Consider the following 18,056-nt stretch of genomic DNA (forward strand, 5'->3'; position numbering starts at 1 on the left):
ACCTGAGCCGGAATGACCGTCGTGTTGCAGAATCGACGGATGGAATGAAGAGGGACTGACGATGCGCATTCTTGTGGTCGAGGACGATACCAATCTCAATCGGCAGCTGACCGACGCGCTGAAAGAAGCGGGCTATGTCGTTGACCAGGCCTATGATGGCGAAGAAGGCCATTATCTGGGCGAAACCGAACCCTATGATGCCATCGTTCTGGATATCGGCCTGCCGCAGATGGACGGCATTACCGTTGTCGAGAAATGGCGTGCCGGTGGAAAGTCCATGCCGGTTCTCATTCTGACCGCCCGCGACCGCTGGAGCGACAAGGTGGCGGGTATCGACGCCGGTGCCGATGATTATGTGACGAAGCCCTTCCATGTGGAAGAAGTGCTGGCGCGTGTGCGCGCGCTGATCCGCCGGGCGGCGGGCCATGCGTCTTCCGAGATTGTCTGCGGGCCGGTGCGGCTCGACACCAAATCCTCCAAGGCGACTGTCAACGGCGTGACGCTGAAGCTGACCTCGCACGAGTTCCGCCTTCTGTCCTACCTCATGCATCACATGGGCGAAGTCGTGTCGCGCACCGAGTTGGTCGAGCATATGTATGACCAGGATTTTGACCGCGATTCCAACACGATCGAGGTCTTTGTTGGACGCTTGCGCAAGAAGCTGGGCGTGGATCTGATCGAGACGATCCGGGGGCTTGGCTACCGGATGCAAGCGCCCGCAGATGCGAAGTAATTCACTCACCGCCCGCGTTCTGCTGCTGGCCTCGGCATGGTCTGTCCTGGCACTGGTGGTAATTGCGGTGGTGATTTCCACTCTCTACCGGCAAGGCGTGGAGCGCAGTTTTACCGACCTGCTGCGTGCGCAGCTCTACAACGTCATCAACTCCATTACCGTTTCCAACGAGAACACCCTTGCCGGAAGCCCGCAGCTGGGTGACCTGCGTTTTTCGCAGCCCGATACCGGCTGGTACTGGGTGGTTGAGCCGTTGGGCAATTTCCAGACCGCACCACTTGTGTCGTCTTCGCTCGGCGTTTCGACCCTGCCTGTTCCGGGCATTCTGGATGTGCCTTTCGACAATCGCTATGAGCGCTATTACGTTGTGACGGATGGTGCTGGAAACCGGGTGCAGGTGGCCGAGACCGAAGTGGTGCTGGACGGTGAGGGCCGGGCGGCGCGGTTTCGCGTTACCGGCAATCTGAATGTCGTGGAAGACGATGTCCGCGATTTTTCCAACAGTCTTTATCTGGCGCTGGCCGTTTTCGGGGTTGGAAGTCTTGTGGTGAACGGCCTTGCCATTCTCTACAGCTTGCGGCCGCTGGACCATGCGCGGGTTGCGCTTGGCAAGATACGCGGCGGCGATGCGGAGCGGCTGGAGGGGGAATTTCCCCGTGAAATCCAACCCTTGGCGACCGAAATCAATGCGCTGATTGAGAGCAATCGACGCCTTGTGGAGCGCGCGCGCATGCAGGTGGGCAATCTGGCGCATTCGCTGAAAACACCGATTGCGGTGCTGTTGAACGAGGCGCGAACGATGGACAGTCACCATGGCGATCTGGTGCGCGGACAGGTGGATGCCATGCAGGCGCAGGTTCAATCCTACCTTTCCCGTGCCCGCATCGCCGCGCAGCGTGGCTCCATTCTGGCGCGTGCCGAGGCCGAGCCGGCGCTTGAGCGGCTGGTGCGGGTGATGCGCCGGTTGAACCCGGAAAAGAGCTTTGAGCTGAACATGGAGCAGCCGGGCATGGTGCTGGCCATGGAGCAGCAGGATCTGGAAGAGGCTGTGGGCAATCTTCTGGAAAATGCGGCGCGCTTTGCACAGTCAAGAGTTGTGGTGACGGTGATGCCGGGAACGCATTCATCTTCCGACCCGGATGTGACGCGCAGGTCATGGGTGACGCTTCTGGTGGAGGATGACGGGCCGGGACTGGAGCCTGAACAGATTACCGAAGCGATGAAGCGGGGCAGGCGGCTGGATGAAAGCCGACCAGGAACGGGACTTGGTCTTTCCATCGTCAGCGAAGTGGTTTCAGAATACCATGGCACCTTCGCCATGCAACGCAGCCCGCTTGGTGGGTTGAAAGCCGAATTGCTTCTGCCGGGACTTTCGAAAGAGCTTGCATGACGGCAAAAAACTGGCATGACATTGCGTGAGGAATGACCGCGCCAGGATGGCGCGTTGAGAAGGAGTGTATTCTTGGTTGACGTGATAGGCAAAGCCGGATTTGCCGGTATGAACTCCAGCCTTATGCGCCCTGCGGTTGTCTCGCTGCTCTGCATTTCAGTTCTCAGTTCCTGCACAACATCCAATACGCGCAACGCCGGGGGCGGATTGCTGGGTCGCGGCAGTGCCTCTGCTACGCCCTACATTTCCGCGCTTCAGGGCGGGATTGCCGGCAGAAGCGGCCTGCAGATGAGCCGTGGCGACTTCAACAGGGCTATGGAAGCCGAATATCAGGCGCTTGAAACATCACCCGGTGGACAGGCTGTTGTATGGGGAAGCGGTGATACGCGTGGCGAAGTGGTTGCCAATGCGCCCTACCAGGTGGGCAACCAGAATTGCCGCCAATATGCTCATAGCCTGACCGTTGATGGCAAGCAGGCGAAAGTGCGCGGTGCGGCCTGTCGCAACAGCAATGGCACATGGACGCCGCTGACCTGACCTCGATTTGACACATGTCAAGGCAGGCGCAGGATTTGTCGTTCAAAAGCTGAACTGTGAGGTTTCTTGCCGGGAGTGGTGCATTGCTGCTACCACCTGCGGTATATATCCTCAAATTCACGTCATTCCGCCGCGACTCATTCCAAAGCGGTGCGCATTCGAGTAATTGAAACGGCATGTTCTGGATTATTATCGCCCTCTTGACGGCGGCTGTCGCCCTCGTTCTGACCTACCCGCTGATGCGCAGCTATGGCACAGCCGACACGGGCCGTGATGGCGAGGTTGCGGTGTATCGCGACCAGCTGGCCGAATTGCAGCGCGAGCGCGAAAGCGGGCTGATTGGCGAGACCGAGGCGGAATATGCCCGTGCCGAAATCGGGCGGCGTCTTTTAGCGGCTGCATCCGGGCAGAAGGGCGAAAAATCCACAAGCGCGCCACGCCGCCACGATGTGCTGGCCCGTATCGTGACACTGCTTCTGCCTTTGACGGGCCTCTGTCTTTACTTGTTCATGGGCAGCCCCAATGCGCCCGACATGCCGCTGGAGGCGCGGCTGGAAAAGCCCGGCAACGACATGGAGCTGATGATTGCCAAGGCCGAGCGGCATCTGGCGCAGAAGCCCGATGATGGCGCGGGCTGGGACGTGCTGGCTCCGATCTATTTTAAGACGATGCGGCTCGGTGATGCCGAAATGGCCTATCGCAATGCGATCCGCCTTCTGGGTGAAAACCCGCAGCGCCTGACCGACCTTGCCGAAACGCTGATTGCCGCCAATCAGGGCATTGTCATTGAGGATGCGCGCGCAGCACTGGAGAAGGCCGAAAAGGCAAGCCCCGGTAATCCCCGCGCTCGTTTCTATCTGGCGCTTTCGCTGGAGCAGGCGGGCAAGACCGTGGAGGCGCGCGGTGCCTTTGCCGGATTGCTGAAGGATTCACCCGAGGGGGCGCCGTGGATACCGCTGGTTCAGGCGCATTTGCAGAATACCGGCGGGGCCGTTGTTAAAGCGCCAAATCCGCAAGCGCCCAAACCGCAGGCCCTAGGTGGGCCGAGCGAGCAGGATATTGCAGCCGCTACCAATATGTCGCCGCAAGATCGGCAGGCGATGGTGACTGGCATGGTGGAAAGCCTTGATGCGCGGCTGAGAGAAAACCCCGATAATTTCGAGGGTTGGATGCGGTTGGTGCGATCTTACGCGATGCTGAAGAACGATGAGAAGGCACGGCAAGCGTTGGCCGATGGTTTGAAAGCCTTTCCGCCTGCCGGGGAGCAGGGCAAACAATTGCTGGCGCTGGCGCAGCAGCTTGGCGTGAATGCGCAGGGAGTGGCACAATGACCCGCAAGCAGAAGAGATTGGCGATTATTGGCGGCGGTGTCAGCTTCATCATGATCGCGGCCTTTCTGGTGATGTTTGCCTTTGGCCAATCCATTGCCTATTTCTACATGCCCGGCGATCTGGAAAAGACCAGCGTTGCCCCCGGCACCCGCATTCGCCTCGGCGGGCTGGTGGCCGAAGGTTCGGTCAAGCGCGGCGAGGGACGCACCGTGAGCTTTGCGGTGACGGATGGCGGGGCGACCGTGCCGGTGAGCTATACCGGTATTTTGCCGGACCTGTTTCGCGAGGGGCAGGGCGTGGTGACCGAGGGTACTTTCGATGCGGCGACCCATGCTTTCGTTGCCGACAGCGTGCTGGCCAAGCATGATGAAAATTACATGCCGAAGGAAGTTGCGGACCGGCTGAAAGACAAGGGCCTGTGGCAGCAGACACCTGACGGCGTGGGTAAGACTGGACCACTGGAGACAGGAGCCGTGAAATGATCACTGAAATCGGCCATTATGCTCTGGTTCTCGCGCTCGTTGTCGCGCTTGTCGTGTCCACCCTGCCAGCCATTGGCGCACGCCGCAATGACAAGGCGCTGATGGACATCGCGCCTATCGGTTCGGTTCTCCTGTTTCTTCTGGTGGGCTTGGCTTTTGCCGCATTGACGCATGCCTATGCCGTATCCGATTTCTCGCTGAAGAACGTTTATGAGAATTCCCACTCGCTGATGCCCGTTCTTTACAAGCTGACGGGCGTGTGGGGCAACCATGAGGGGTCCATGCTGCTATGGCTGTTGATCCTCGTGCTGTTCAGCGCGATGGTGGCCGTTTATGGCCGCAACCTGCCCGATACGCTGCGGGCCAATGTGCTGGCCGTGCAGGCTTGGGTGACCACGGCGTTTCTGCTGTTTATTCTGCTGACATCCAACCCCTTTGCGCGCCTTTCGCCAGTGCCAGCCGAAGGGCAGGATTTGAACCCGGTGCTGCAGGACTTTGGTCTCGCCATCCATCCGCCGCTGCTCTATCTCGGCTATGTCGGCTTTTCCGTGTGTTTTTCCTTTGCTGTTGCAGCCCTTATAGAGGGGCGTATCGATGCCGCATGGGCGCGCTGGGTGCGGCCCTGGACGCTGGCGGCCTGGACCTTTCTGACCGCAGGCATTTCGATGGGGTCCTACTGGGCCTATTACGAGCTGGGCTGGGGCGGCTGGTGGTTCTGGGACCCGGTTGAGAACGCATCCTTCATGCCATGGCTGGCCGGAACGGCCTTGCTGCATTCGGCGCTGGTGATGGAAAAGCGCGAGGCGCTGAAAATCTGGACCGTGCTTCTGGCGATCATGACGTTCTCGCTGTCGCTGCTCGGCACCTTCCTCGTGCGATCCGGCGTGCTGACATCGGTCCATGCGTTTGCGACCGATCCGAGCCGTGGCATTTTCATCCTGTGCATTCTGATGATCTTCATCGGCGGTGCTTTTTCGCTGTTTGCGTGGCGCGCGCCGATGCTGAAGGCGGGTGGGCTGTTTGCGCCGGTTTCGCGTGAAGGCGCGCTGGTGCTGAACAACCTGATCCTCACCGTTTCAACGGCAACCGTGCTGATTGGCACGCTCTACCCGCTGGTTCTGGAAACGCTGACGGGTGAGAAGATTTCCGTGGGCGCGCCATTCTTCAACCTGACCTTCGGGCTGTTGATGATCCCCATCCTGATCGTGACGCCCTTCGGGCCGATGCTGGCCTGGAAACGCGGCGATCTGCTCGGTGCATTCCAGCGGCTTTTTGTGGCGGCGGGCCTTGCGGCGCTTGCGGGTCTGACACTGTGGTACATCGAGCATGGCGGGCCTGTGCTGGCGGCGCTGGGCCTGATGGCCGGGTTTTGGCTGATCTTCGGGGCGCTCGCCGATCTCTGGTACCGCGCCAACTTCGGGAAGCTGGCCTTCGGTATCGCGTTTCGACGGCTGAAAGGTCTGCCGCGCTCTACCTTCGGCACGACGCTGGCGCATATGGGCCTTGGCGTGACGGTACTCGGCATCGTCATCGTGACGACATTCGAGACGGAAACCGTTGTGGAAATGAAGCAGGGCATGACCGTGGATGCGGGCGGCTACAGCCTCACCTTCGATGGCATCCGCCACCATGTCGGCCCGAATTTTACCGAGGATCGCGGACATTTTACGGCGCGCAAGGGTGGAACGGAGGTGGCCGATGTGTGGTCATCCAAGCGGCTTTACACGGCGCGGCGCATGCCGACGACCGAGGCTGGCATCATGACCTTCGGGCTTTCGCAGCTCTACGTCTCGCTGGGCGACCCGATGTCTGACGGCGGGATCGTCGTCCGCATCTGGTGGAAGCCGTTCATTCTGTGCATCTGGGGCGGTACGATCTTCATGATGATTGGCGGAATGGTTTCGCTGTCCGACCGGCGTTTGCGGGTGGGTGCACCGAAGCGCAAGGCGAGAGCGGCCAAGGATGCCGTGCTTGGGGCGGCGGAATGAGTGTGTTTCAACGGCAGATGCGGAACGCCGCACTTTTCCTCGTCCTGCTCATCACGGCACTCCCGGCCTTTGCCTTCAACCCTGACGAAGTTCTGGCCGACAAGGCGCTGGAAGCGCGGGCGCGGGCGCTGACCGTGCAGCTGCGCTGCATGGTGTGCCAGAACCAGTCCATCGATGACAGCAATGCCGAGCTGGCGCGGGATTTGCGCGTGCTGGTGCGTGAGCGTCTGACGCAGGGCGACAGCGACGAGGCCGTGATGGACTATGTCGTTTCCCGTTACGGCGAATTCGTGCTGCTCAAACCGCGTGTGAGCGCCCGCACGATTGCCCTATGGGGTGCGCCGATTGCTCTGATCCTGATCGGGGCGACTGCTGTTTTTGTTTTTGCGCGGCGTCGCGTGGCAGTTTCCGAAGGACAGAAGCTGACAGTGGACGAAGAGGCGCGCATTCGCGATCTTCTTGAAAAATAAGGGCGCTCTGCTGAAAATGAGTGCTTAGGGCGAGGCTGCTCGACCAGCCCTTTCATAGTATCGCTCAACATTACCGATTTTTCACATGCCAGACACTTCGCAGTAAGGTGCGGGCACCTATATCTTTTGTCATCCACCGCTTAACCCCGGCCAAAACGGGGCTCCAGTCTGAATGAAGAAAGAAGGTAAGATCCATGTCTAATTCGCAAAACGGACGTCCCTCGCTGAAGACCATTCTCAAGTCTTCCGCCGTTGGTGGTCTGGCTGCTCTGATGTTGACGACAGGCGTAGCAGGGCCAATTGCTCATTCTTTCGCAGCTCCCGTTGAGGTCACAGCGCCGCAGGTGCCGAGCTTTGCCAACGTTGTTGACGCTGTCTCTCCCGCTGTTGTCTCGGTGCGCGTGCAATCCAACGTTCAGCCCGCATCCGACGAAGGTAACGGCTATTCGTTCAACTTTGGCGGTCGTGGCCTCGACCAGCTGCCGGATGACCATCCGCTGAAGCGCTTCTTCAAGGAATTCGGCGGACCGGGTTCCGGTGAAGGCGACAAGCGCGCCGAACGTGGTCCGAAGGCCCACCGCGACGGTAAAGGCCCGCTTCGCCCAACGGCTCAGGGCTCCGGCTTCTTCATCTCCGAAGACGGCTATATCGTTACCAACAACCACGTTGTCGACGATGGCTCAGCCTTTACCGTTGTGATGAATGACGGCACGGAACTGGACGCCAAGCTGGTTGGCCGCGATAGCCGCACTGACCTCGCCGTGCTGAAAGTGGATGTGAACCGCAAGTTCACCTATGTTCAGTTTGCCGATGACAGCAAGATCCGCGTCGGTGACTGGGTGGTGGCTGTCGGCAACCCCTTCGGTCTTGGCGGCACGGTAACATCGGGCATTATATCGGCCCGTGGCCGCGATATCGGCTCTGGCCCCTATGACGATTATCTGCAGATCGACGCGGCTGTTAACCGTGGTAACTCCGGTGGTCCGGCGTTTAACCTCAACGGCGAAGTCATTGGCATCAACACCGCCATCTTCTCGCCCTCCGGCGGCAATGTGGGGATTGCGTTCGCTATCCCTGCGTCTGTGGCCAAGGACGTGATCCAGGATCTGATGAAGGATGGCAAGGTTGAGCGTGGCTGGCTTGGCGTGCAGATTCAGCCTGTCAGCAAGGACATAGCCGAATCGCTTGGACTTTCCGAAGCAAGTGGCGCGCTGGTTGTGGCTCCGCAGGCCGGTTCACCGGGTGACAAGGCGGGCATCAAGCAGGGTGACATCATCACCGCGCTGAACGGCGACACCGTCAAGGACGCCCGCGATCTCTCGCGTCGTATCGGTGCCCTTTCGCCCAACACCAAGGTTGAGCTTTCCGTGTGGCGTTCTGGCAAGTCCCAGCCTATCACCGTGACGCTGGGCGACCTTGCGAGCGATGATGCATCGAAGGCTTCTCCAGCCCAGAACGATGATGGCGGCAGCCAGTCTTCAACGGAAAAGGCGCTGTCCAGCCTTGGCCTGACGGTTGCACCATCTGAAGATGGCGCTGGCCTTGCGATTACCGATGTCGATCCAGACTCAGACGCGGCGGCCCGTGGCTTGAAGGAAGGTGAGAAGATCACCTCCGTCAACAACCAGCAGGTGGCGTCTGCTGCCGATGTCGAAAAGATCCTGTCGCAGGCCAAGAAGGACGGTCGTTCCAAGGCTCTGTTCCAGATCCAGACAGAGAATGGCAGCCGCTTTATCGCGCTGGATATCGACCAGGGTTGATGAGTTGAAAATGGGCGGGGGAGGCGATTGCCTCTCCCGCACTGCTTTGGCGATTGTCTCGCCGCAAGATCTTCGGAGAAACCCCATGGAAAACAAGGCTCAGGAAGTGTCTGCCGCATCTGTTTCCGGTTGTGCGGTGAAGGCGGAGAACGCTATTGTCCCGCATATGAAGATTCTTGTTATTGAAGACGACCTCGAAGCTGCGGCCTATATGACCAAGGCATTCCGCGAAGCGGGCATTGTTGCCGACCATGCCAGCGATGGCGAGGCCGGCTTGTTCATGGGCGTTGAAAACACGTACGACGTGATGGTCATCGACCGCATGCTGCCGCGCCGCGACGGACTATCCGTCATCAGCGAGCTGCGTCGTCGCGGTATCGAAACGCCGGTGCTGATCCTGTCTGCGCTGGGCCAGGTGGATGACCGCGTGACCGGCCTTCGCGCCGGTGGCGATGATTATCTGCCGAAGCCCTATGCCTTTAGCGAGCTTTTGGCCCGCATCGAGGTGCTGGGTCGGCGCAAGGGCAAGCCCGAACAGGACATGGTCTACCGCGTTGGTGATCTGGAGCTGGACAGGCTTTCCCATGATGTGCGCCGTGCGGGGAAGGAGATCCTGCTGCAACCACGCGAATTTCGTCTGCTCGAATATTTGATGAAGAATGCCGGTCAGGTCGTGACCCGCACCATGCTGCTGGAAAATGTCTGGGACTATCATTTCGATCCGCAGACCAATGTCATCGACGTTCATGTCTCGCGCCTGCGTTCCAAGATCGAGAAAGACTTCGACAAGCCGTTGCTGAAGACCATTCGCGGTGCGGGCTATATGATGAAGGACGAGGGGTAAATCCGCCTCATGGCACGTCTTCGTCTTCTGTTCGGCTCAACAGCCGTGCGCCTATCGGCGCTATACATTCTCCTCTTTGCGCTCTGCGCCGCCTTTCTCGTTTTCTATGTGACGGCACTTTCGGAAGGTTTGCTGAACCGGCAGACCCGCGATGCGGTGCAGCAGGAGGTGAACGACGTTCAGCGCATCTATAATCGCGGCGGCATCAACCCGCTTTTGCGCATGATGGAACGCCGCGCCCGCCAGCCGGGAGCAAGCCTTTACGTGATTGCCGGACCGAATGGTGAAATTCTGGCGGGCAACGTGGCTTCCGTGCAGCCGGGTGTTCTGGACAATGACGGCTGGACCGAACTGCCCTTCGGCTATGAGCGCTATTCCGAAAGCGGCGACAGCGTGAAGCATCTGGCGACGGCCCATATCTTCAAGCTTGATAATGGACTGCGCATTCTGGTCGGGCGCGATCTGGGCGAGCCGAGGAAGTTTCGGTTGCTGGTGCGCAACGCGCTGATGGTGGCGCTAGCCATTATGGGTGGCGGTGCCGTTCTCATCTGGTTTGCCATTGGCCGCAACGCCCTGAAGCGCATCGACCGCATGTCTGCCGCGACCAAGAAAATCATGGCGGGGGACCTTTCACAGCGCTTGCCGCAGGGCCGATCCGGTGACGAATTCGACCGCCTGTCCGGTTCACTCAACGCCATGCTGGGGCGCATCGAAAAGCTGAACGAGGGTCTGCGACAGGTTTCCGACAACATCGCCCACGACTTGAAGACCCCGCTGACACGCCTGCGCAACAAGGCCACCGAGGCGCTGGAGGACCGGGACGACAATAAGCGCCGTGCAGCGCTGGAAGGCATCATCGCCGAATCGGATCAGTTGATCCGCACCTTCAATGCCCTGCTGATGATCTCGCGCGTAGAGGCAGGCTCCATTGCCGCCGAGATGAGCGATGTGGATGTGTCCGCGATTGCCGAAGACAGTGCCGAGCTCTACGAGCCTGTTGCCGACGAGGAAGGGCTGACGCTGACGGCGGATATTGCGCCGGGGCTGATCGTGCAGGGCAACCGCGAGCTGATCGGTCAGGCGCTGACAAACCTCATCGACAACGCCATCAAATATGCTTGTGGTCACGAGGGCAAGAAGGGCCTTCTGGTGCGACTAGCGCGAGAGGAGGATGGAATTGTACTGTCCGTTGCCGATAATGGTCCGGGCGTGCCAGCGCTAAAGCGTGACGAGGTGATCAAGCGGTTTGTGCGACTGGATGAAAGCCGTTCCAAGCCCGGCACGGGGCTGGGTCTTTCTCTCGTTGAAGCGGTGATGGAACTGCATGGCGGATCGCTTCGGCTTTCCGACACCGACCCCGATGACGCGCAAGCACCCGGCCTGACTGTTTCGATGGTTTTTCCCGTTTCCAAGCCGTAAGCTCAACTCCAAAACGATGAAGCCGATTCTGCGGATTGGGCATTCACAGTTGAAGGGAGAGAGACAGTGCAGCAAGCGGCAACCGTTGAAAGACGGCTGGAAGACGTGCAGCCGGGGGTTATCCGCCCCTATACCCAGACAGAGCTGAAATCCGTTCTCTCGACCTTGAAGGACGTTGCCAAGAACGAGCCCGATGTCGCAGACCTCATGGCAAGCGACAGGCCGCTCAAGGACTTCGTCGCTTATGCGTTGACGCTTTCTCCCTATTTGCGCGATCTGGTGGTGGCTGATGAGGGCGTGTTGAGCCTTGCGATATCTGCGCCGCTTGAGCACACGCTTTCCCGACTGGTTGACGATGCACGCAACAGCTGGCGGCCGGATGCTGAGGGGCGCATACCGACCGAAGCCGAGGTGATGACGCGGCTGCGCATTGCCAAGCGGCGGCTCTCCTTTATTGCGGCACTGGCAGATCTTGCGCGCATCTTCGTGGCCCGAGACACTACCCGCTGGCTGAGCGATCTAGCCGATGCGAGCATTGCCGCAGCCATCGACCACCTTCTGCTGAGCAACCACACGAGCGGCAAGCTGACGCTTTCCAACACGGATGCGCCGAGCGAAGGCTCTGGCCTCATCGTGCTTGGCATGGGCAAGCTGGGCGCGCAGGAGCTGAACTATTCCTCGGATATCGACGCCGTGGTGTTTTTCGAGCCAACGGCGGGCATTGTGCCGGACCCTCTGGATGCGCTGGAGACATTTGGGCGGATGATGCGGCGGCTGATCCGTATCATGCAGGAGCGCACGGCGGATGGTTACGTGTTTCGAACCGACCTGCGGCTGCGCCCTGACCCCGGCTCCACACCGCTTGCCATACCGGTTGAGGCCGCATTGACCTATTATGAGGGCAGGGGCCAGAATTGGGAGCGAGCGGCCTATATCAAGGCCCGACCTGTGGCAGGCGACATCAAGGCAGGCGTGAATTTCCTGCGGGAAATGACGCCTTTCGTGTTTCGCAAATATCTGGATTATGCGGCGATTGCCGATATCCACTCCATCAAGCGGCAGATCCACGCCCATAAGGGCCATGGCGCGATTGCGGTGAAGGGGCACAATGTCAAGCTTGGTCGCGGCGGCATTCGCGAGATCGAGTTCTTCGCGCAGACGCAGCAACTGATTGCGGGCGGGCGCATGGCGCCGCTGCGGGTTCGCTCGACAGAGGCAGCTCTTTCGGCGCTGACGGAGGCGAAGTGGATCGACGCCAAGACCCGCGACAGCCTGACCGATGCCTACTGGTTTCTGCGTGAAGTCGAGCACCGCATTCAGATGGTGCGCGATGAGCAGACGCATATTCTGCCCGATAGTGAAGCGGAACTGAAGCGCATCGCCTTCATGCTGGGCTTTGCCGACACAAAGGCATTTTCCGAAAAGCTGGAGGGCGTTCTGCGCGTGGTGGAGCGGAAATATTCAGCCCTATTCGAACAGGAGGCGAAGCTCTCAGGCGAAAGCGGAAATCTGGTTTTCACCGGCCAGAGGGATGACCCCGATACGCTGAAAACCCTGGCAAGGCTTGGCTTCGAGCGCCCGGAGGATATGTCGCGGGTGATCCGCACCTGGCACAATGGGCGCTACCGGGCAACGCAATCTGTCGAGGCACGCGAGCGGCTGACGGAGCTGACCCCTGAATTGCTCAAGGCCTTTGGCGAGAGCAAGCGGGCCGATGAGGCCTTGTTGCGGTTTGATAATTTTCTCTCTGGCCTGCCTGCGGGCATTCAGCTTTTTTCCCTTCTCGGCAACAATCCAGCGCTTCTGGCGCTGTTGGTGACGATCATGTCATCTGCGCCGCGTCTGGCTGAAATCATTGCGGCGCGCCCGCATGTGTTTGACGGCATGCTGGACCCCGCACTGATGACCGAAATACCGACCCGGGACTATCTCGGCCAGCGCATGCAGGGCTTTCTGGCACCTGCGCGCCATTATGAGGACATTCTCGACCGGCTGCGCATTTTTGCCGCCGAACAACGCTTCCTGATCGGCGTGCGGTTGCTGACCGGCGCTATCAAGGGTGACGCGGCGGGACGCGCCTTCACGCACCTTGCCGATCTTGTCATCGAGGCTGCGGTAAAGGCTGTGATGGCCGAGATGGAAACGGCACACGGCGCCTATCCCGGCGGTCGGGTTGCTGTGGTCGGCATGGGCAAGCTAGGCTCGTTCGAGCTGACGGCAGGTTCCGATGTGGACTTGATCCTGCTTTATGATTTCGACGATGGGGTTGCTGAAACCGACGGGCCAAAGCCGCTGGATGCCGTCCGCTATTACACCCGCGTGACGCAACGCGTGATCTCGGCGCTATCGGCCCCCACGGCAGAAGGCGTGCTTTACGAGGTCGATATGCGGTTGCGCCCTTCCGGCAACAAGGGGCCGGTTGCCACACGCATCGCAACCTTCGAGAAATACCAACGCGAGGAAGCATGGACATGGGAGCATCTGGCGCTCTCACGCGCCCGGTTGATCTGCGGTGATGCGGCCTTGTCGGCACAGGCGCAGAATACCATTGCTTCCATCCTCTCCCAGACGCGGGATGTGGCAAAGATCGCAACCGACGTGCAGGACATGCGCAAGCTGATCGCCGAGGAAAAGCCACCCGCCAATAGCTGGGATTTCAAGCTTATTCCCGGCGGTCTAGTCGATCTGGAATTCGTTGCGCAGTATCTGACGTTGGTCGCCTCTGCCAAAAATCTGCCCCAACACATCGCCGGTGAAAGCACGGCTGATGTCTGGAAGCGGGTTGCGGCTGGCACCATGGACGCGCAATCCTATGACGACTGCATGGCCGCGCTGCACTTGTTCACTGAGCTTTCCCAGATCATTCGCCTGTGTATCGACAGCGATTTCGAGCCAAAACAGGCACCTGCCGGGCTGATCGACCTTGTTTGCCGGGCGGGAGATTGCCCCGATATTGGAACGCTGGAGGGCGAAGTGAAACGGTTGTCGAAAACCGTTCGCAGGGTCTTTACAATGGTCGTGACGGGTAAGGGCTGAAACGCCAAGCTGGAGGCACTTAGATGATTGGATACACGATGGTTGGCACTACGGATCTCGACCGTGCCGTGCGGTTCTACGAACCGGTGTTTGCCGAGATGGGGCTGAAGCAGTGCTTCAAAGACGAGCAGGTCTCATTCTGGGGTGACAAGACCGATGTGAATGCACCGCGTTTTGCGACGGGCTATCCATTTGATGGCGGTACAGCCAGCGTCGGCAATGGCGCTATGACGGCGTTTCTGATCAAGGGTTCTGCCATGATCGACAATCTCTACGCCCTTGCCATGGCAAATGGTGGAACTGACGAGGGCGCGCCGGGCTTGCGTCCCGATTACGGCGAAGGGTTCTACGCGGCCTATGTTCGCGACCCCGATGGAAACAAGATTGCGTTCGTCTGTTACGACATCAGCAAAACCGACTAATTATATCGTCAAGGTACGCTTTTGGCATAGCAACCATACCGGAACAGACCTGTTGGTGCAGACGTTGACTGCGTCATTCCATTGATCCGATCGGTGTCTGATGCCGTAAAAGGGTTTTTAACGAGAGCTTTCGCATGTTTCATCTGATGTTCGGTCTTCCGTGGCTGCTGGTCGCGACACGCTTTATTTTGCCGCTGCCATGGATCTGGTCACTGAAAATCGCGATTGCGGTGCTCCTGCTGGTCGCGTCCCAATATCATATGTTCAGTCGGCTTTCGTCCGGCTCGGTTTTCTCGCCCGAGTTCCCTAGGTCGTTGGTCATCGCTTTCAACGTTTTGATGGGTACGATCCTGTTGCTGGCGGTGTTCCAGATCGTGGTGGATCTCGTTTCGCTGGTGATTTGGCCCTTCAAGGGGCACTTCCCGGCTGTGCCGGCCGGTCTCAGATACGCTATGGGCCTTACAGCTCTGGGTCTGGCATCTTTCGGTGTCTCGCAAGCCATCCGCGTGCCGCCACTGAAAGAGATCGAGATTTCCGTCAAGGGCCTGCCGTCTGCCTTTGATGGCTATCAGATGATCCAGCTGACCGACCTTCACATCAGCCGCCTGTTTACGGGAGAATGGGCTGAGGAGGTAGTTGCCGGAACCAATGCCTTGAACGCTGATTTGATTGTCATCACGGGTGATCTGATCGATGGCAACATACAAAGCCGTAAGGCCGATATCGCGCCGCTTGCCAAGTTGAAGGCGCGTGATGGCGTCATTACCATTCCCGGCAACCATGAATATTTCTTCGGTTACGAAGAATGGATGCGCTACTTTGAAGGCCTGAACATGAAGACGCTCGCAAACGGCCATGCCGTTATTGAGCGGAACGGTGATCGAATTGTTATCGCTGGTGTAACGGATCTGACCTCGACGCGATCTGGTTTCCCTGCGCCAGATATAGCGGCGGCACTGAATGGCGCACCTGTGTCTTCGCCCGTCATTCTGCTCGATCACCAGCCGATGGAAGCCGAACGCAATGCGCAGGCTGGCGTCTCTGTCCAGCTTTCCGGCCACACCCATGGCGGAATGGTACTCGGCCTCGATCACCTCGTGGCGCGCGCCAACAAAGGATTCGTATCCGGTTTTTACCGAGTGGGCGAGATGCAGCTTTACGTCAACAATGGCACGGCGCTGTGGCCAGGCTTTGCGTTGCGGTTGGGTGTTCCATCAGAATTGACCCGCATCACCTTGCGAAGCGCCCAGTAATCAAGCGCTTCACCTGCATCTTCCCGGATAACGGAAGATGCAGGTGAAGCGGACTGCCTATACGGCTTCGCCGTTCGGGATGAACAGAGTGACGACGGTGCCCTTGCCGACGCAGGAGCGGATCTTCATAGATCCACCATGCAGTCGCACCAGAGAGCGGGAAATGGCAAGGCCGAGACCCGAGCCGCCCTGGCTCTTGGCATACTGGCTTTGGACCTGCTCAAAAGGCTGGCCGATCTTGTTGATGGCTGCCGAGGGAATACCGATGCCGGTATCGGCAATGGTCAGCATGAGACCGCTTTGATGGACATGTGTGCGAACTTCCACGCGCCCACCATTGCCTGTGAATTTCACCGCATTGGATAGCAGGTTGAGCATGATCTGCTTCATGGCGCGACGATCCCCCGAAATATGCAGGTCCTTACAGACCCGTTGCCGGATGGAGATGTTCTTCTGGGCGGCCTGAATGGCCGTGAGGCGGAGCGTTTCGTCTACCAGCGGTACCAGATCGACCTTCTCGCGGTTGATCCGCATATGACCGGCTTCGATCTTCGACATGTCGAGGATATCATTGATGACGTTGAGCAGATGCTTGCCGCTATCATGAATATCACGGGCATATTCGCTGTATTTTGGGGACCCGACCGGGCCGAACATTTCTGCCAGCAGGATTTCCGAGAAGCCGAGAATGGCGTTGAGCGGCGTGCGCAACTCATGGCTCATATTGGCGAGGAACTCGGATTTGGCCGTGTTGGCCGCTTCGGCCCGTTCCTTTTCCGCCTGATAAAGAGCGTTTGCGGACGAAAGCTCGGTCTTCTGGCGTTCCAGCTTGTGGCGGGAGGCAGAGAGGTCGCCAATCGTTGCCATCAAACGTTTCTCGGAATCGCGCAGGCGCTCTTCGTGGCGTTTGAGAAGGGTGATGTTGGTGCCAACGGACACCAGACCGCCATCGCGGGTGCGGCGTTCGTTGATCTGCAACCAGCGCGCATCTGCCAGCTGAACTTCCGTGGTGCGCGACAGGCCTGATTGATCCGGGTCAGCCACACGGCGCTCCACCACCGGGCGGCAGGCAGCGGCGTTGACCACGGACCGCTCGGTGCCAGCGACGAGAACGCTATCCGGCAGACCATATGCCTGCTGGAAGTGGGCGTTGCACATGACAAGCCGGTCGTTCTTGTCCCAGAGGACAAAGGCTTCCGATGTGCTTTCGATGGCGTCTGCCAGGCGCTGGTCGGCCTCGGCATAACGCTGCGCCAGACGGTGCTGCTCGGTAATGTCCATGGCAATGCCGATGACACGCGGGCCTGCGGAAGTGTGGATGACCTGAGCGCGAGCACGCAGCCAGACATAATGACCGTGGGCGTGGCGCATGCGGAAAATCTGATCGATCTGGCGAAGTTCGCCGCAGCCCACAGAGCGCGCAAGCTCATAGAGATTACCGTCTTCCGAGTGCATCATGCGGGCAGCATCGCTGAACGACAGAGGTTCTGTTTTGGGCGGCAATCCAAGGATTTCGTAAAGCGATGTGGACCAGAACATGCGGCGGTTCGACAGGTCGAAATCCCACAGGCCGCAGCGTCCGCGAGATAGTGCGGTCTCGACGCGAAGGTTGGACTCCACGAAGATTTCATCCGCGGTCCGCGCCCGCTTCACCTGCATGTAATAGGCGTAGAGAATGACGAGCAGTATTGCGGAGATGCCGGTGAACAGCGTGACATTCATGGCCACTTCGCTGCGCCAGAAAGACCGGATCGGCTGCAAGGACCGTGCTGCGATGATCATGCCACCATCGACGCCCAGCGGCAGCATGGTTGCGTAGTGAGGCGTGTCCTCAATATAGGTTTCGATGGTGCCGGGAGCGCCTGGAAAGCGGCGGACGATGGCAATTTCCGGCAGAAGGCTCGTCAGCGATGTGCCCACGTAAAGCGGCGCGCTCTTGCCGATGCCACCGAAAATGCGACCATTATTGCCAGCGACCAGCAGCAGCGTGTCATCATCGAGACTGCCCGTAGGAAAAGCCGTTCTGAGGCGAGCCTCAGCATCGGCGCGATCCTGCGTGGCAAAGAGGGGTTCGGCATTGTGGAGCGAGGCCCTGGCGGCAAGCGCCGAAAGTGCTGTCGTCTGCCGCGCAGCCTCTTCCATCCTCCCGGATTCTGCAACGATGCCCAGCATGCGCGATGTCGCGACGACAACGAGAAAAGCCAGTATCAGGACAGGTATGAGCCGCTTCAGCAGCAATTCTAATTGTGGTAGCTGGATACTGCTTCTTGGCACCGTGGCAAAAGCAGTTAAATAACCGGAAAGCCTTTCGCCCCATGCAGCTATGTCAGCAAATTTGGCATACGGGCGCTCATCGCCCGCAATCGCCCGCCGCACATTCGTCATTAATCC

Annotated in this window: 14 protein-coding genes; 13 read left to right on the forward strand and 1 reads right to left on the reverse strand. The window is 59.2% G+C overall.

The features are described 5' to 3' along the window. Positions 1-61 precede the first annotated feature (61 nt). From RQI55_RS10245 to RQI55_RS10305, 13 genes are all read left to right on the forward strand, one after another. Positions 62-733, forward strand: a complete 672-nt coding sequence (locus tag RQI55_RS10245; RefSeq protein WP_042618337.1) for a response regulator transcription factor — start codon at positions 62-64, stop codon at positions 731-733. After that, the gene (locus RQI55_RS10250) at positions 723-2,123 is read left to right on the forward strand and encodes a HAMP domain-containing sensor histidine kinase (RefSeq protein WP_243256390.1); all 1,401 of its coding nucleotides are present in this window, start codon (positions 723-725) and stop codon (positions 2,121-2,123) included. Before RQI55_RS10245 ends, RQI55_RS10250 begins: the two co-directional genes overlap by 11 nt. 108 nt (positions 2,124-2,231) lie before the next feature. After that, the gene (locus tag RQI55_RS10255) at positions 2,232-2,660 is read left to right on the forward strand and encodes a hypothetical protein (RefSeq protein WP_243256982.1); all 429 of its coding nucleotides are present in this window, start codon (positions 2,232-2,234) and stop codon (positions 2,658-2,660) included. Positions 2,661-2,836: 176 nt separating this feature from the next. Next, the gene (gene ccmI / locus RQI55_RS10260; RefSeq protein ID WP_243256389.1) at positions 2,837-3,991 is read left to right on the forward strand and encodes a c-type cytochrome biogenesis protein CcmI; all 1,155 of its coding nucleotides are present in this window, start codon (positions 2,837-2,839) and stop codon (positions 3,989-3,991) included. Next, entirely contained in the window at positions 3,988-4,473 is a 486-nt protein-coding gene (ccmE, locus tag RQI55_RS10265; protein ID WP_042618340.1) for a cytochrome c maturation protein CcmE, read from the forward strand. Before ccmI ends, ccmE begins: the two co-directional genes overlap by 4 nt. Beyond that, entirely contained in the window at positions 4,470-6,461 is a 1,992-nt protein-coding gene (locus RQI55_RS10270; protein WP_243256388.1) for a heme lyase CcmF/NrfE family subunit, read from the forward strand. The genes ccmE and RQI55_RS10270 overlap by 4 nt, the downstream gene beginning before the upstream one ends. Continuing rightward, positions 6,458-6,931, forward strand: a complete 474-nt coding sequence (locus RQI55_RS10275) for a cytochrome c-type biogenesis protein CcmH (protein WP_409233710.1) — start codon at positions 6,458-6,460, stop codon at positions 6,929-6,931. The genes RQI55_RS10270 and RQI55_RS10275 overlap by 4 nt, the downstream gene beginning before the upstream one ends. A gap of 194 nt (positions 6,932-7,125) precedes the next feature. Then, entirely contained in the window at positions 7,126-8,691 is a 1,566-nt protein-coding gene (locus RQI55_RS10280; RefSeq protein ID WP_192063683.1) for a Do family serine endopeptidase, read from the forward strand. Between the two features lie 85 nt (positions 8,692-8,776). Further along, on the forward strand, positions 8,777-9,535 hold the full coding sequence (locus RQI55_RS10285) for a response regulator transcription factor (protein WP_409233711.1): 759 nt from the start codon (positions 8,777-8,779) through the stop codon (positions 9,533-9,535). Between the two features lie 9 nt (positions 9,536-9,544). Next, positions 9,545-10,954, forward strand: a complete 1,410-nt coding sequence (locus tag RQI55_RS10290; protein ID WP_243256387.1) for an ATP-binding protein — start codon at positions 9,545-9,547, stop codon at positions 10,952-10,954. Between the two features lie 66 nt (positions 10,955-11,020). Continuing rightward, the gene (locus RQI55_RS10295) at positions 11,021-13,990 is read left to right on the forward strand and encodes a bifunctional [glutamine synthetase] adenylyltransferase/[glutamine synthetase]-adenylyl-L-tyrosine phosphorylase (protein WP_243256386.1); all 2,970 of its coding nucleotides are present in this window, start codon (positions 11,021-11,023) and stop codon (positions 13,988-13,990) included. 23 nt (positions 13,991-14,013) lie between these two features. Next, positions 14,014-14,412, forward strand: coding sequence for a VOC family protein (locus RQI55_RS10300; protein WP_243256385.1), 399 nt, complete (start codon positions 14,014-14,016; stop codon positions 14,410-14,412). Between the two features lie 134 nt (positions 14,413-14,546). Beyond that, entirely contained in the window at positions 14,547-15,665 is a 1,119-nt protein-coding gene (locus RQI55_RS10305) for a metallophosphoesterase (RefSeq protein ID WP_243256384.1), read from the forward strand. Between the two features lie 57 nt (positions 15,666-15,722). On the opposite strand, the gene RQI55_RS10310 is transcribed toward RQI55_RS10305, so the two are convergent. Beyond that, positions 15,723-18,050, reverse strand: a complete 2,328-nt coding sequence (locus tag RQI55_RS10310) for a PAS domain-containing sensor histidine kinase (RefSeq protein ID WP_243256383.1) — start codon at positions 18,048-18,050, stop codon at positions 15,723-15,725. Positions 18,051-18,056: the final 6 nt, after the last annotated feature.

The sequence above is a fragment of the Rhizobium sp. WCS2018Hpa-16 genome, from assembly GCF_031843705.1.
Classification (GTDB): Bacteria; Pseudomonadota; Alphaproteobacteria; order Rhizobiales; family Rhizobiaceae; genus Agrobacterium; species Agrobacterium tumefaciens_C.